Annotated in this window: 12 protein-coding genes; 7 read left to right on the forward strand and 5 right to left on the reverse strand. The window is 68.5% G+C overall.

Going from position 1 to position 15,982, the window contains the following annotated elements:
- Positions 1–11: 11 nt before the first annotated feature.
- Positions 12–767, reverse strand: coding sequence for an ABC transporter ATP-binding protein (locus GGR11_RS07315; protein ID WP_035309575.1), 756 nt, complete (start codon positions 765–767; stop codon positions 12–14).
- Complete coding sequence (locus tag GGR11_RS07320) at positions 764–1,933, reverse strand: ABC transporter permease (RefSeq protein ID WP_183196058.1); 1,170 nt, start codon at positions 1,931–1,933, stop codon at positions 764–766. The genes GGR11_RS07315 and GGR11_RS07320 overlap by 4 nt, the downstream gene beginning before the upstream one ends.
- A gap of 209 nt (positions 1,934–2,142) precedes the next feature.
- Here GGR11_RS07320 and GGR11_RS07325 point away from each other — a divergent pair, with 209 nt between their 5' ends.
- The 7 genes from GGR11_RS07325 (at position 2,143) to GGR11_RS07355 (ending at position 10,839) form a co-directional block, all read left to right on the forward strand.
- A complete protein-coding gene (locus GGR11_RS07325; RefSeq protein WP_183196059.1) occupies positions 2,143–4,236 on the forward strand; it encodes a S46 family peptidase in 2,094 nt (697 codons plus the stop codon).
- Between the two features lie 177 nt (positions 4,237–4,413).
- Positions 4,414–6,483, forward strand: coding sequence for a S46 family peptidase (locus GGR11_RS07330; RefSeq protein ID WP_183196060.1), 2,070 nt, complete (start codon positions 4,414–4,416; stop codon positions 6,481–6,483).
- The gene (locus tag GGR11_RS07335) at positions 6,480–6,989 is read left to right on the forward strand and encodes a GNAT family N-acetyltransferase (protein WP_183196061.1); all 510 of its coding nucleotides are present in this window, start codon (positions 6,480–6,482) and stop codon (positions 6,987–6,989) included. The genes GGR11_RS07330 and GGR11_RS07335 overlap by 4 nt, the downstream gene beginning before the upstream one ends.
- A 234-nt stretch (positions 6,990–7,223) precedes the next feature.
- Positions 7,224–7,799 carry a TetR/AcrR family transcriptional regulator gene (locus GGR11_RS07340; RefSeq protein WP_183196062.1) on the forward strand — a complete coding sequence of 192 codons (576 nt, stop codon included), beginning with the start codon at positions 7,224–7,226 and terminating at the stop codon, positions 7,797–7,799.
- Positions 7,799–9,493 carry an MFS transporter gene (locus tag GGR11_RS07345; protein ID WP_183196063.1) on the forward strand — a complete coding sequence of 565 codons (1,695 nt, stop codon included), beginning with the start codon at positions 7,799–7,801 and terminating at the stop codon, positions 9,491–9,493. The genes GGR11_RS07340 and GGR11_RS07345 overlap by 1 nt, the downstream gene beginning before the upstream one ends.
- Positions 9,494–9,517: 24 nt before the next feature.
- Positions 9,518–10,612, forward strand: coding sequence for an HlyD family secretion protein (locus GGR11_RS07350; RefSeq protein ID WP_221205101.1), 1,095 nt, complete (start codon positions 9,518–9,520; stop codon positions 10,610–10,612).
- A 50-nt stretch (positions 10,613–10,662) separates the two neighbouring features.
- Complete coding sequence (locus GGR11_RS07355; RefSeq protein ID WP_183196064.1) at positions 10,663–10,839, forward strand: hypothetical protein; 177 nt, start codon at positions 10,663–10,665, stop codon at positions 10,837–10,839.
- 20 nt (positions 10,840–10,859) lie between these two features.
- Here GGR11_RS07355 and GGR11_RS07360 read toward each other — a convergent pair whose 3' ends face one another.
- From GGR11_RS07360 to GGR11_RS07370, 3 genes are all read right to left on the reverse strand, one after another.
- On the reverse strand, positions 10,860–11,063 hold the full coding sequence (locus GGR11_RS07360) for a hypothetical protein (protein ID WP_231492465.1): 204 nt from the start codon (positions 11,061–11,063) through the stop codon (positions 10,860–10,862).
- A gap of 211 nt (positions 11,064–11,274) precedes the next feature.
- Positions 11,275–12,708: an efflux transporter outer membrane subunit gene (locus GGR11_RS07365; protein WP_183196065.1), complete on the reverse strand. Its 1,434-nt coding sequence runs from the start codon at positions 12,706–12,708 to the stop codon at positions 11,275–11,277.
- Entirely contained in the window at positions 12,708–15,980 is a 3,273-nt protein-coding gene (locus tag GGR11_RS07370) for an efflux RND transporter permease subunit (protein ID WP_183196066.1), read from the reverse strand. Before GGR11_RS07370 ends, GGR11_RS07365 begins: the two co-directional genes overlap by 1 nt.
- Positions 15,981–15,982 lie beyond the last annotated feature (2 nt).

A 15,982-nucleotide genomic window follows, 5' to 3' on the forward strand; every position in this document is an offset into this window, starting at 1 on the left:
GGAAAAAGGTCTTAGTGGGACGCCAGCTGGGCGTCGGGATCAGGAGTGCGGCGCTGATCGTCCAGGATCCGGCCGTCCTCGATGTGAATGACCCGGTCGGCCCAGGCTTCCAGGCGCGGGTCGTGGGTCACGCAGATCACGGCGGCGCCGTGTTCGGTGGCGGCCCGGCGCAGCAGGCGGATGACCACCTGGCCGTTTTCGCCGTCGAGCGCCGAGGTCGGTTCGTCGGCGAACAGGATCTGCGGGTCCTTGGCCAGGGCGCGGGCGATCGCGACGCGTTGCTTCTCGCCGCCGGACAGGGCGTTGGGCCTCTGGTGCAGACGATGGCCCAGGCCCACTTCTTCCAGCGCCGTGGTGGCGCGCTTCTTCGCGTCCGCCGACGACAGCCCCTGATACTTCAGCACCGTCATGACCTGCTGCAGGGCGGTCAGGGACGGGAACAGGTTGAACCCCTGGAAGATGAAGCCGCAGTGGTCCAGGCGGAACTTGTCGATCCGACCCGAGCCGTAGGTCCACAGGTCGTCGACGTCCAGTATGTCCACCCGCCCCTCCTCGGGCTTCAGCAGGCCCGAGAGATTGGCGATCAGGGTGGACTTGCCGGAACCGGAGGGCCCCATGACCATGGTCAGGTCGCCGTGCCGCGCATCGAAATCGACGCCCTTCAGGACTTCGACCCAGCTGCGGCCCGTCTTGAACCGTTTGACCAGGCCCTTGGCTTCGATGGCGAAGTCGCCGTGTTTGCCGTGCACTTTCGTATGAGTGTTCATCGCAGCAGGTCCGCCGGCTGGCTGTTCTTGAGGACGCCCAGCGACAACAGACCGGACAGCAGGGCGATGACGATCAGCATCAGCGAAACCATCATCACCATCATGGGCGGGAAGGACATGGTCAGGCCCGAGCCGGCCGCCAGCAGGCTGACCCCCCAGGTCAGGACGAAGGCCGCCAGCACCCCGGCGATCCCGACCCAGAAGCTGAGCTCCAGCACGATCCAGCGCAGCGACCCCATGGCGACGCCCAAGGCGCGCAGCGAGGCGAACTCCTTGATATTGGCCATGATGGCGCCGCGCAGCGTCTGCCAGGTGATCGCCACCCCGATCAGCACGCCCAGGAACAGCGAAAAGCCCAGCATGATGGCGATGAAGCTCTCCTTCATCATCGCCCCTTCATTGGCCTCGGCCAGATCCTGACGCGTCCAGGCCTTGAACTGACCGTTCGAGATAGAGTTCAGCTGGGCGACCACTATGGGCGCGCGCGCCGGATCCTTGATCTGCACCATCAGCGGTCCGACCCGTTCGCCGGTGTTGGCCTCGCCCAGCATCCGCAGGGTGTCGCGCGACATGACGACCGTCGCCTGCATCATGTTGGGATAGCCCTGGGTCACGGCCGCGACCCGGACCGTCTTGCCGTTGTAGCTGGCCTGATCCCCCAGTTTGACGCCCAATCGCCCAAGCGCCGTCTGGTCCACCGCCACCGCATAGGGCTGACGCAGAGCCTCGACTAGGTCGTCGGAATAGTCGACCGGCACCGTCACCGCGCCAGGCATGGCGTCGATGGTGGTGACGTTGACGAACTCCATCTTCTTGGCGCCGGGCGCGGCAGGGTCGCCGCCGGGCTCCTTATCCTTGACGATGTTCTGCCAACGACCGCCGGAACCGTCCAGATCGGCCACGGCCAGGACTTCCGGATGCTGGTAGACCACCGGCATGATTCGCCGCGGCACGCCTGAGGGGCCGCCGTTGAACAGGGCGGTCGCGCCCGGGCTCAGAATCATGATGTCGGCGCGGGCCCGATCGATCTGGGCCGTGAAGGCCTTGCCGATGCCCATGAACATGCCGACCTGGGCCAGGACGAGCAATCCCGAGAAGGCGAGCGCCACGACGGCCGCCATGTAGCGACGCCACTCGTAGAGCAAGGTTGATAGCGCAAGCGACATGGTTGTCGATAAATCCCCGATACGTCCGTCTATCTGAGCGAGCGCGGCATCACGGCCAAGTTAAATCGGGGTAAGGCTTGCTTTTGACCCGTGCGACCACGGGCCGTAGGGCAAAGGCCATCTCGCCTCTTGGCGGCGTCGCCGAAACGGCGCTAGTTACAAGTTAACAGGCGGACCATCCTCGCTCCGCCCTCTGTAGGAAACCCCGCATGTCCCTGCCGTCCCTTCGTCTCACCGCCTCGCTGGCCGCCCTTGGCGCCGCGACCGTCGTCCTGTCCGCCCCCGCGACCTCGGCCCGCGCCGACGAGGGCATGTGGACCTTCGACAACTTCCCCATCGCGACGGTGAACGAGAAGTACGGCACGAACATCGACCAGGCCTGGCTGGACCGCGTGCGCAACGCCGCCGTCCGCCTGCAGGGCTGCTCGGCCTCGCTGGTCTCGGGCGAAGGCCTGATCCTGACCAATCACCACTGTGTCGTGGGCTGTGTCCAGGACCTGTCCAGCGCCGAGAACGACTACGTCAAGAACGGCTGGATGCCCGCGACCCGCGAGGAAGAGAAGAAGTGCCCCGGCCAGACGGCCGAGATCCTGACCGACATCACCGATGTGACCGACCGGGTCGTCGGCGCCGGCGCCGGGCTTGAGGGCGCCGCCTTCGTCCAGGCCCGGGCCGCCGAGATCGACAAGATCCAGAAGGAGGTCTGCGGCGACGACCAGAAGCTGACCTGCCAGGTCATCAGCCTGTACCGCGGCGGCCAGTACAAGCTGTACAAGTTCCGCAAGTACGACGACGTGCGCCTGGTCTTCGCGCCCGAGTTCCAGGCGGCCTTCTTCGGCGGCGACCCCGACAACTTCAACTTCCCGCGCTACGCCCTGGATAGCGGCTTCCTGCGCATCTACGAGGACGGCAAGCCGGTCGCGACGCCCAACCACCTGGTCTGGAACGCCAATCCACCCAAGGAAGGCGACGTCACCTTCGTGGCCGGCAACCCCGGCTCGACCTCGCGCCTGCTGACCATGGCCCAACTCGAGGCCCTGCGTGACCAACAACTGCCGCTGACCCTGATCCAGACCTCGGAACTGCGCGGTCGCCTGTTGGAATATTCGACCACCGGCGAAGAGGCCAAGCGCGTCTCGGTCGATCCGATCTTCGGCCTGGAGAACGGCTTCAAGGTCTATTACGGGCAGCAGGGCGCCCTGACCGACCCGGCCTTCATGGCGACCAAGCGCGCGGCCGAACAGGAACTGCGCCAACGCGTCGCCGCCGACCCGGCCCTGGCCCAGCGCATCGGCGACCCGTGGGCCGAGCTGGAGCGCGTCTCCGCCGCCCAGCGCGACCTCTACCTGCCCTACCGCCAGCTGGAATCCGCCGCAGGCCAGCGCTCGTCGCTGTACAGCTACGCCAAGTCCATCGTCCGCGCCGCCAAGGAACGCGCCAAGCCGGTCGCCGAACGCCGCGCCGGCTATTCGGACGCCGACATCGCTTCGCTGGGCCGCCGCCTGGCGACCGAGACCCCGATCTCGAACGATCTCGAGAAGATCTATCTCGACTTCTGGCTGTCCAAGACGCGCGAATATCTGACCGTCGACAATGCGAACGTGAAGGCCCTGCTGGGCAAGGAAAGCCCGGAACAGATCGCCGCGCGTCTGGTGGACGGCACCCGCCTGGCCGATCCGGCCTTCCGCGCCCAGGCCCTGGCCATGACGCCGGAACAGCTGGCCGCCTCGGGCGATCCGCTGATCGCCTTCGTCATGGCGAATGACGACTCGGCCCAGGCGATCCGCACCCAGTGGGAATCGGCCGTGTCCGGCCCGACCAGCCGCGCCGGCGAAAAAATCGCCCAGGCCCGGTTCGCGGTCTACGGGACCAACCTGTACCCCGACGCCACCTTCAGCCTGCGCCTGTCCTACGGCCAGGTGAAGGGCTGGACCTATCGCGGCGTGACGGTGACGCCCTTCACCGAGATCGGCGGCCTGTACGAGCGCAACACCGGCGCCGAGCCCTTCAACGCCGCCGAGGACTGGATGGCGGCCGAGGGCAAGGTCAACAAGTCGACCGTCTATGACTTCGTCTCGACCAACGACATCATCGGCGGCAACTCGGGCTCGCCCGTGATCAACGCCAAGGGTGAAGTCATAGGCGCGGCCTTCGACGGCAACATCCACTCGCTGGGCGGCAGCTTTGGCTACGACGGCGAACTGAACCGCACCGTCACGGTCTCGACCGCCGCCATCACCGAGGCCCTGCGCACCGTCTACAACCAGCCGCGCCTGCTGCGCGAACTGGGCGTGCGGCGGTAAGCGGCGCATAAGCGCCTCCCCCTCCCCCTCGGGGGAGGGGGGTCGCGAAGCGACCGGGTGGGAAGGGCTCGGCGATCCATCACAGGACCGCGCCCTTGTCGCCCTGCCGCCCCCACCCGTCCGGCGCTGCGCGCCGGCCACCCTCCCCGACGGGGAGGGAGAGTTCTGGAGTCCCCCATGCGCCTCGCCCTTCTCGCCTCCGCCGCCGTCATCGCCGTCGCCGCCGCCTCCTCGGCCAGCGCCGAAGAAGGCATGTGGACCTTCGACAACTTCCCCGTCGCCCGCGCCAACCAGGCGCTGGGAACCGACATCGACCAGGCCTTCCTGGACCGCGTCCGCCTGTCGTCGGTGAAGTTCGGCGGCTGTTCGGCGGGCGTCATCTCGGGCCAGGGCCTGGTGATGACCAACAACCACTGCGTCGCCACCTGCGTCGCCAACCTGTCCACGCCCCAGGTCAACTACGCCGAGACCGGCTTCACGCCGAAGTCGCGCGAGGAGGAGCTGAAATGCCCCGGCGCCACCGCCGAAATCCTGACCGACATCAGCGATGTGACCGAGCGGATGCACAAGGCCGGCGCCGGTCTTGAAGGCCAGGCCTTCACCCAGGCCCGCGACGCCGAGGCCGGCCGCATCGAAAGCGAAGCCTGCGGAAACGATCCCAAGATCCGCTGCCAGGTCGTCAGCCTGTACCGGGGCGGTCAGTTCAAGCTCTACAAGTACCGCAAATATTCCGACGTCCGCCTGGCCTGGGCGCCCGAGGATCGGGCCGCGACCTTCGGCGGCGATCTGGACAACTTCTCCTTCCCCCGTTTCGCCATCGATGCGGCCTTCATCCGCCTGTACGAGGACGGTCAGCCGGTCGCGACCCCGACCCATTTCGCCTGGAACCCGAACAAGCCGACGCAGGGAGAGGCCGTCTTCATCTCCGGCAATCCCGGTTCGACCCAGCGCCTGCTGACCATGGACCAGCTGACCACCATCCGCGACGTGGTCCTGCCGCTGGACCAGTTGATCGCGTCCGAGCTTCGCGGCCGGCTGATCCGCTATTCGGAAGAGGGCGAGGAGCAGGCCTTCATCGCCATGGACCCCATCGTCGGCCTTGAGAACACCTACAAGCGCGGGCGCGGCCGGATGGCGGCCCTGATCGACCCCGCCTTCATGGCCCGCAAAGCCGAGCAGGAAACTGACTTCCGCGCCCGCGCCGCCGCATCCGGCGTCGATCCCTGGACCAGCCTCAGCTCCGTCCAGCCCGTCGCCCGTGAACTCTATCCGTCCATGGCCCTGCTCGAGGGCGGCACGGGTCTGGGCACCACCTCGGTCGCCGGCGGGTCGCAGCTGTTCGCCTATGCCCGTACCCTGGTACGCGGCGCGCAGGAGCGGGCCAAGCCGTCCGACCAGCGCCTTCCCGAGTTCGCCGACAGCCGCCTGTCCGGCGTCGAATCCCGCCTGTTCGCCGAACGCCCCACCTATCCCGAGCTGGAGCAGATCCGTCTGGAGTGGTGGCTGTCCAAGACCCGCGAATGGCTGACGGTCGACAACCCCTCGGTCCGCACCCTGCTGGGCAAGGAAAGCCCCGAGACCCTGTCGGCCCGCCTCGTCGCCGGCACGACCCTGGCCGACCCGGCCGTGCGCCGCGCCCTGTGGACCGGCGGTCTCGCCGCCGTCCAGGCCTCGACCGATCCGATGATCCAATACGCTCTGGCCATAGACGCCGACGCTCGCGCCGTTCGCGACGCCTGGGAGACGCGGGTCCAGGCCCCGACCGACCGCGCCTCGGAACAGCTGGCCGCCGCCCGCTTCGCCGCCTATGGCGACGCCGTCTATCCCGACGCCACCGGCACGCTTCGCCTGACCTACGGCCAGGTCGAAGGCTCGGACGTGCCGGGCCAGAGGTTCGCCGCCTTCACCACCTTCGCCGGCCTGTGGGACCGAGCCACGGGGGCCGAGCCCTTCGCCGTCGCGCCCAAACTGCTGGCGGCCAAGGACCGGATCGACCCGACCGCCGTCATGGACATGGCCGTCTCGACCGACACCATCGGCGGCTCGTCGGGGTCTCCCGCCATCAATGCGAAGGGCGAGATCGTGGGGGCCAATTTCGACTCCACCGTCCTGACCCAGCGCAACGCCTACGGCTATGACCGCGCCGTCAACCGCAGCGTCATCGTCACGACCCAGGCCGTCACCGTGGCCCTGCGCGACGTCTATGGCATGGACCATCTGATCCAGGAGCTGGGCGTTTCCAGGTGAGCGAGATCGCCTTCCGCGCGGCGACCCTCGACGACGTCGCCGCGCTTCATCCCCTGATCGAGCGCGCCTATCGCGGCGACACGGCCAAGGCCGGCTGGACGCACGAGGCCGACCTGCTGTTCGACACCCGCACCAGCGCCCAGGAACTGTCGGCCCTGATCGCCGACCCCGACCGGGTCATCCTGCTGGCCCATAGGGACGGCGCCCTGGTCGGCTGCGTCCAGGTCGCCCGAGTCGGCGACGATCTCGCCTACCTCGGCATGCTGACTGTCGAGCCGACTCTTCAGGCCTCCGGTCTGGGCCGGCGTCTCCTCGACGCCGCCGAGAGCGAGGCCGTCGCCCGCTTCGCCGCCCGCCGCATGGAGATGACCGTCATCCACCGCCGCGCCGAACTGATCGCCTGGTACGAACGCCGCGGCTACCGCCACACCGGCGAGACCCGCCCCTTCCCCGTCGATCCGCCCCGGCCGGAGCTGGAGTTCATGGTGTTGGAGAAGCGGCTCTAGCCCACTTCTTCTTTCGTCATTCCGGGCGAAGCGTAGCGGAGACCCGGAACCCAGCGGCGCCGAAGGCGAAATCCATCCGCCGCAAGGTGCTTGAATATCGAATCCGCGACAGGTTCGCGCTCACGCGCGCCGCTGGGTTCCGGGTCTACGGGCCAAGCGGCCCTTCGCCCGGAAAGACGAAAGTAAAAAGGGTTCTTGCAAAACGGACACCCGTGTCCATTTAAGCGCGTCACCATGTCGCGCCCCGCTCCCAAAACCCTCCGCAAGGACGTCATCCACAACCGCGCGGCCCTGCTCGAAGCCGCGCGCGCGGTCTTCGCCGACCAGGGGCTGGACGCGCCGCTGGACCTGATCGCGGAAAAGGCCGGCGTCGGGCGCGGCACACTGTATCGCCATTTTGCCGACCGCACCGAACTGGCCCTGGCCGTGCTCGAGGCCGACGTCGCCGACCTGGGCCGCCGCACCGCCGAACAGGGCGAGGCCCCTGAAGTCTTCTTCTGGTTTCTGGACCGGCTGGCCGAGGACATGATCCGCAACGCCGGCCTGGCGGGAGTGGTTCGGAACGTGCGGTCGCCCGATGCGCTTACACCCCTGCGGCAAAGCTTGATGGAGGCGGGCGCCGCCCCTCTGCAACGCGCCCAGGCGGCCGGCCTGGTGCGAAAGGATCTGCGGCCGATGGACATCCGCCTGATCGCCACCCTGCTGGGCGCCGGCTTCCAGGGCGCCGACGCGGCCGAGCGTCAGGCCGTGTCCCAGCGCACCCGCGTCCTCATCCTCGACGGGCTGAAGCCCAGGCCGGAGGTGTCCTGATGGCTCGTCGCGCCGATCACAACTGGCATCTGCCCTGGGAGCAGTATCTCGCCACCCTGAAACCCCACGAGCGCCCCACCCTGCCCGGCTCTCCGGCCACGCCCGACCATACGGCCTGGCTGCGGTTGCAGTACGCCCTGACCGGGGTTCTGGTGGCCCTGGTCGGCAGCCTGGGCAACGCGGCCGTTACGGCCAATCTGACCAGTCTGCAAGGCTCGTTGGGGATCACGATCACCGAGGCGGCCTGGCTGCCGGTCGTCTTCGTCATGACCAACGCCTGCATGAACCTGATCCTGTTCAAGTTCCGCCAGCAGTACGGCCTGCGCCTGTTCACCCAGATCTGCCTGACCGCCTTCGTCGTCACCTGCGCCGCCCACCTGGCGGTCGACAACTATGAGTCCACCCTGTTCGTCCGCGCCGTGGCCGGCATGGCGGCGGCGGGGCTCAGCAGTCTGGGCTTCCTCTACATGATCCAGGCCTTCCCGGCCCAGCACCGGCTCAAGGGTCTGGTGATCGGCATCGGCCTGTCCAGCTTCGCCGTCCCCATCGCCCGTCTGGTCATGCCCAGCCTGCTGGAGATGGACGACTGGCGCGCCTTCTATACCTTCGAACTGGGCATGGCGCTTCTGGCCTGGGCCGCTGTCCAGGTGCTGCGTCTGCCCCCGTCCGAGCGGCTGAAGCTGTTCGAGCCGCTGGACTTCGTCACCTTCGCCCTGTTCGCGCCGGGCGTGGCCCTGCTGGCCGCCGTCCTGGGTCTGGGCCGGATCGTCTGGTGGACCGAGGCCGCCTGGATCGGCTGGGCCCTGGCGGGGTCGATCCTGCTGCTGACCGCCGCCCTGATGATCGAGTACGATCGCAGGAACCCGCTGATCAACGTCCGCTGGCTGACCGGCCCGGACATCCTGCGCCTGTTCGGCGCCATCCTGCTGATCCGCATCACCCTGTCGGAACAGACCTCGGGCGCGGTGGGCTTCCTGACCGTGGTCGGCCTGGGCCCGGACCAGCTGCACGGCCTGTTCCTGCTGATCCTGCTGGCCATGATGGCCGGCACGGCGGTCAGCGCCCTGACCCTGAACCTGACCAAGCTGAACAAGCCCATCGCCATTGCGCTGGGGCTCATTGCCCTGGGCGCCTTCATCGACAGCCACGCCACCGTTCTGACCCGTCCGGCCCAGCTGTATGTCAGCCAAGCCATGATCGCCTTCGCCTCGGCCATGTTCGTCGGCCCGGCCCTGTTGATCGGCGTCGGCAAGGTGCTGCAACAGGGCGCGCGCAACATCATCAGCTTCATCGTCATGTTCAGCGTGCTTCAGAACCTGGGCGGCCTGGCCGGCAGCGCCCTGATCGGCACGATCCAGGTGGTGCGCGAGAAATTCCATTCGAACCAGTTGTCCGCCGACATCACCAGCCTGGACCCCCAGGTGGTTCTACGCCTGCGCCAACTGTCGGGCGCCTATGCCTCGACCATCACCGACCCGGCTCTGCTGAACGCCGAGGGCGTGGCCATGCTGACCCGTCAGGTGACGCAACAGGCCAATATCCTGGCCTATAACGACGTCTTCCTGATCATCGCCGCCATCGCCGGCCTGGGCTGCGCCTGGGTGTCGGCCGTCTATCTGCATCCGCGTTTCAAGGCGCGCCGCCAGGCGAAGCGCGACACCCGCCCCCTCCCCGCCGCCCCAACCGACAAGTGATCCCCTGAAAGCCCCCGCACGCCGATGACCGACACGACAGCCCCCCAAGCCGCTCAACCCGCGCCCCCGCCGGCGTCGCCGCCCGAGCCGGACAAACGCGTCCTCTGGGCCGTGATCGCCGCCGTCGTGGCCGTCTTCGCCGTCAGCCTGGTGCTGTACGCCTGGCAGTTGCCGCCCTTCACCGGCCACATTCAACGCACCGACAACGCCTACGTCCGCGGCCAGGTGACGATCATCAGCCCCCAGGTCAGCGGCTATGTGGTCCAGGTCCCGGTCCAGGACTTCCAGGCCGTTCAGCAGGGCCAACTGCTGGCCCAGGTGGACGACCGCACCTATCGCCAGAAGCTGGAGCAGGCCGAGGCGGCGCTGCATTCCGCCCAGGCGGCCCTGTCCAACTCGACCCAGAGCCAGGCCTCGGCCCGCGGCGCGGTGGCGCAACAGCGCGCCGGCATCGCCGCCGCCCAGGCCGCCCTGACCCGCGCCCAGGCCGACGCCGACCGCGCCCGCACCCTGAAGGCCGGGGGCTGGGTGTCGCAATCCAATGTGGACATCGCCGTCGCCGCCCTGCGCAGCGCCCAGGCCCAGCTGGCCCAGGCCCAGGCCGGCGAAGGCGTGGCCCAGACCGGCGTCACTTCGGCCGTGGTCAACCGCGACAGTCTGGCCGCCGCCGTCGAGAACGCCCAGGCCGCCGTCCGCCTGGCCCAGATCGACCTGGCCAACACCCGGATCACCGCCCCCCGCCCCGGCCGCCTGGGCGAGGTCGGCGTGCGCCAGGGCCAGTATGTCACCGCAGGAACCCAGCTGATGGGTCTGGTGCCCGACGTCGTCTGGGTCACGGCCAATATGAAGGAGACCCAGATGCGCGACATCCGCATCGGTCAGCCGGTCGAGATCGCGGTCGATTCCCTGGGCGGCCGGACCCTGCGCGGGCGCGTCGAACGCATCGCCCCCGCCGCCGGCAGCGAGTTCAGCGTCATCCGCCCCGACAACGCCACCGGCAACTTCACCAAGGTCGCCCAACGCATCCCCGTGCGGATTCGCATCGAGCCGGGTCAGGCGGGCGTGGAACGTCTCGCGCCGGGGATGTCGGTGGTGGCGAAGGTGGATACGGGCGGCTGACGGAACCCTCCCCCTCCCCCCGCGCTCCTCTCCCAGCAAGGGAGATCCTGATGGACCGTGAACAGACCAAGGGCCGGGAGAAGAACGGCGCGGACCCGGCGGGCAAGCCCGACGGCCTGACCTCCGACGCCGATGTGAAGAAAGTCGGTCAGCAGGAGCGCCGCAGCGCGGGACCGGACGGTCCGGACGCGGCGGAGATCGGCGACACCTTCAAGCGCAAGCCCTGAACCGCCGCCGCGCGCGGCTCTCACCCCCGGCGGGGCGACAAACGGGCCGCCAGCAGATGCACATCGTGGGCCCGCATCCGCTCGAAATTGCCCAGGCCCAGGGCGAGGGCGCGCATCACCTCGGTCTGGCGCGTCTGTTCGGGATGTTCCGGCAGTGACGCCTCCGCCCGCGCCAGTTCCGCATCCAGTTCGGCCATCATATCGGCCAGGACTCCGTCGTTCATCTGTTCCTCCGTCACGCCGCCGACCGCCGCCATCGGTTAAAGCACAAACAGAACAAATCACGAACATACTGACACATCACAACTGTGGACGACCGCAGTCACGGCCGCCGGGCTCGGCGCCTCATGCTCAGACGAACGCCGACGACCGCGAGGCCGCCGGCGCTTGTCATCGTCGAAGCGGTCCCCCGCCCGAGCGAGGGACGGGGATCGATCAGGTGTCGGCCTGCCAGCCGCCGGCGAGGGCGCGGAACAGGGCGATCTGGTAGGTGGTGACCAGGGCGTCGGACTGGGCCAGGGCGGCGTCGGCGGCGGCCTGGGTCCGTTCGGCGTCGAGCACCACCAGGAAGCTGTCGGCGCCGGCGTTGAAACGCTGACGCGACAGGTTGGCGGCGCGGGCCGCCTGATCGCGCGCCTCGGTCAGGGCCGCGCGGCGGTCCAGCTCGTTGGCGTAGTTGCTGAGCGCCGTCTCGGTTTCCTGCAGGGCCGTCAGAACCGTCTGATCGAACGTCGCCAGGGCCGCGTCGGAGCGGGCGTCGGCGGCCTTGATCTGGGCGCGGGCGGCGAAGACGTTGGGGAAGGACCAGCTGATCAGCGGACCGAAGCTGAAGCGGTAGTTCTGGTCGTCGCCCAGTTCGCTCGATTCCAGGGCGGTGGAGCCGATGGAGCCGCCCAGGCTGATCTGCGGATACAGATTGGCGGTCGCCACGTTCACGCGGGCGGCGGCGGCGGCGAGGTTCGCCTCGGCTTGGCGCACGTCGGGACGACGCGCCAGCAGGGCGGCGCCGTCGCCGATCGGGATCGGCTGGCTGAGTTGCGGCGGCCGGACGCAGGCGGCGGCGGCCTGGCTGGCCTCGGCCGGGGTGACGCCCGTCAGGGTCGCCAGACGGTACAGGGCCTCGTTGCGCGAGGCGCGCAGCGTCGGCAGGGTCGCCGCCGTCTGGGCCAGGGCCGCGCGGGCGCTGGCCACGTCCAGGCCGGTGCCCGCCCCGCCGTCGAGCAGGGTCTGTGTCAGCTGAGCCGTATTGCGTTGCAGCCCCAGCGTCCGTTCGGCCACCGCGATCTGGGCGTTGGCCGAGCAGGCGTCGGCATAGGCGCGGGCGGTCTCGGCCGCAACCGAGACCTGGACCGTGGCCAGGGCGGCCTCGGCCGCGCGGGCGTCGGCGCGAGCGGCGCGGATGGTCGATTCCACCCGGCCGAACAGATCGACCTCGTAGCTGGCCGACAGACCGACGTCATAGGTGTCGATCTCGGGCGCCTTGCCGTCCGCCTCCAGAACCGAGGAGGTGGCCGCCGAGGCGCGGCTGCGCTGGGCCTGGGCGCTGGTGGTCGTGGTCGGGAACCGGCCCACGCGCGCCTCGGACAGCGACGCCCGAACCGCGCGCAGGTTGGCGAAGGCCGCCTCCAGCTCGTTGTTCTCGGCGAAGGCCTGACGGATCAGGCCGTCCAGGGTCGGATCGTCGTACAGCCGCCACCAGTCGTCTCGCGCCTGGGCGGTCGAGACCGTGGTCGAGGCGGAGCCGACGAAGGCGCCCGTCCCGGCCACAGGCAGGTCGGCGGCAGGCGCCTGGGGCCCGACCGCGCAGGCGGCCAGCAGGGCGCCGGATGCTGCGACGGTCAGGAAGCTGAGGGTCTTGGTGCGGGTCATCAGAAGTCCCCTCCCCGCCCGGCGGCCGGAGCCGGCGCATCGGGATCGGTCAGGCTGGAAGTTTGATCGTAGCGGACGGCTTCGGTGAGTTTCGACTTCGGCGTCGGCTTCTTGCCTTGCGGCAGTTTGGACGACAGCCAGCGGGTCACGACATAGAAGACCGGCGTGAAGATCAGGCCGAAGAAGGTCACGCCCAACATGCCGGAGAAGACCGCCGTGCCGAGCGACTGGCGCATTTCGGCGCCCGGCCCGGTCGCCAGCATCAGCGGCACGACGCCGAGGATGAAGGCGAAGGAGGTCATCAGGATCGGGCGCAGACGGCTGCGGGCGGCGTGCACGGCCGCGTCGAAGCGGTTCATGCCCTCTTCTTCTTCCGCCTGTTTGGCGAACTCGACGATCAGGATGGCGTTCTTGGCCGCAAGCGCGATCAGAACGACAAGCCCGATCTGGACCAGGATGTTGTTGTCCAGACCCCGCAGGTTCACGCCGATGATGGCCGCGAGCAGACACATGGGCACGATCAGGATGACCGCCAGCGGAAGCGTGAAGGCTTCATACTGGGCCGCCAGCACCAGGAAGACGAAGACCACGGCCATCAGGAAGATCATGGTCGCGCCCGATCCGGCCGCCTTCTGCTGGTAGGCCAGCTCGGTCCATTCGTAGGAGAAGCCTTGCGGCAGGGTGCTGGTCGCCATCTGCTCCATGACCTGCAGCGCCTGGCCGGAGGACACGCCCATGGCGGCATTGCCCTGAAGCTCGGACGCCGGGAACAGGTTGTAGCGGACGATCCGCGACGGACCCGAGTCATTGACCAGGTTGGCCACCGAGCCGATCGGCACCATGGCCCCGCTGGATGAGCGGGTCTTCAGGTTGGCGATGTCGGCGATGTCGTCGCGGTACTGGGGCTCGGCCTGGGCCGTGACCCGGTAGGTGCGGCCCAGCAGGTTGAAGTCGTTCACATAGGACGAGCCCAGATAGACCCCCAGGGTGTCGAACACGGCGCTGGGCTGAACGCCCATCATCAGCGCCTTGTCACGATCCACGTCGGCCGAGATGCGGGGCGAGCCGGTGTTGTAGGTCGAAAAGACCTGGCTGACCTGATCCGGGGCCTGGGCGGCGGCGCCCATCATGGCGAAGGTCGCCCCCTCCAGCGCGCGGTAGCCGGCGCCCGAGGTGTCCTGGATCATCATCTTGAAGCCGTTGCCGTTGCCCAGACCCTGGACCGCCGGCGGAGCGATGACGAAGATCTGCGCGTCCTCGATCTGACCCGTTGCCTGGGTGATGGCCCCGGCCAGGGCGGTCGCGGCCTCTTCCTTGGTCCGGTCCTCGAAGGGGCTCAGACGCACGAAGATGGTGGCGGCGTTGGAGCCGAACGAGAAGCTGGCGCCGTCGAGGCCGGCGAAGGCCACGGTGCCGTCGACGCCCTTGGTGTCGCGGATGATCTGGCTGGCGCGTTGCATGATCGCCTCAGTGCGATCCAGCGAGGCGCCGGCGGGCAGTTGGATGACGCCGATCAGGAAGCCCTGATCCTGCTCGGGGATAAAGCCCGAGGGCGTATCGACCAGACGCCAGGCGGTCAGGCCCAGAAGACCGGCGTAGATGATCAGGACCAGGCCGACGGTGCGCACCAGGCGCGCCGTCAAACGGCCGTAGCGATCCGACAGCCAGTCGAAGCCCTCGTTGAACTTACGCCCGGCCCAGCCGCCGTAATAGACGACCGAACCCAGGACGCCCGGCTTGCGCGCGTTCTCGTGGTCCTTCTTGTGCGGCTTCAGCAGCAGGGCGGCCATGGCCGGCGACAGGGTCAGAGACACGAACAGCGAGATGACCGAGGCCGAGGCGATGACCACGGCGAACTGGCGGTAGAAGATGCCCGGAATGCCCGGAACGAACATGGTCGGGACGAACACCGACACCAGCACCAGGCCGATGGCGATCAGGGCGCCGGAGACCTCCTGCATCGAGCGATAGGCGGCCTCCTTGGGAGTCAGGCCTTCGCTGATGGCCCGTTCCACGTTCTCGACCACGACGATGGCGTCATCGACGACGATGCCGACCGCGAGGACGAGGGCGAACAGGGACATGGAGTTGATCGAATAGCCGAGGGCCAGTTGCACCGCGAAGGTGCCGACCAGGGCGACCGGGATGGCCACGATGGGAATGAGGGCCGCGCGCCAGGTCTGGAGGAAGACCATGACCACGATCACGACCAGGAAGACGGCCTCGATCAGGGTGTGCTGAACCGACTCCACCGAGGCGGCGACGAATTCGGTCGGGTTATAGGGGACGGACAGGTCCATGCCGGCGGGCAGCTCGGCCTGGACGGCCTCGACCTCGGCCAGAACGCGTTCGGCGGTGCCCAGGGCGTTGGCCCCCGGCTGCTTGACGATGGCCAGACCGACGCCGCGCTGGCCGTCGAAGAAGCCGCGGATGCCGTAATCCTGGGCGCCCAGTTCGATCCGCGCCACGTCGCGCAGATAGGTGACGCGCCCTTCGCTGTCGGTCTTGAGGACGACGTTGGAGAACTGGTCGGGATCGGTCAGACGGCCCTGGACCTGGATCGGCAGTTGGAAGGCCGAGGCGTTGTTCGCGAACGGCGGCTGGCCGATCGAGCCGGCCGCGGCCTGGACGTTCTGGGCTTGCAGGGCGGCGACGATGTCGGGGCCGGTCAAACCACGCTCGGCCGCCTTGGCCGGGTCGATCCAGATCCGCATCGAATAGTTGCCGCCGCCGAAGACCTGGACCGCGCCCACGCCCTCGAGCCGCAGCAGGCGGTCCCGCAGCGTCGAGTTGCCGTAGTTGCCGACATAGTCGTTGCTGAGCGAGCCGTCGGGCGAGGTCAGACCCAGCTCCATCAGGAAGCCGCTTTCGGCCTTGTTGACGACCACGCCGGTCTGACGGACCGCGTCCGGAAGACGGGGTTCAGCCAGGGAGACGCGGTTCTGGACCAGCACCTGGGCGGCGTCCAGGTCGGTGCCGGGCTGGAAGGTGACGGTGATGGCCACCGCCCCGTCCGAGGTGGACGAGGAGGTGATGTAGAGCATGTCCTCGACGCCGTTCACCTCCTGCTCGATGGGAGCGGCGACGGTCTCGGCCAGCGTCTCGGCCGAGGCGCCGGGATAGGAGGCGTTGATGGTGATCGTCGGCGGCGCGATCTCCGGATACTGCGACAGGGGCAGCAGCGGATAGGCGAAGACGCCGATGATGGTGATCACCACCGAGATCACGGCCGCAAAGATCGGCCGGTCAATGAAGAAGCGGGATATGTTCATGG

The sequence above is a fragment of the Brevundimonas mediterranea genome (assembly GCF_014196125.1).
Lineage (GTDB): Bacteria > Pseudomonadota > Alphaproteobacteria > Caulobacterales > Caulobacteraceae > Brevundimonas > Brevundimonas mediterranea.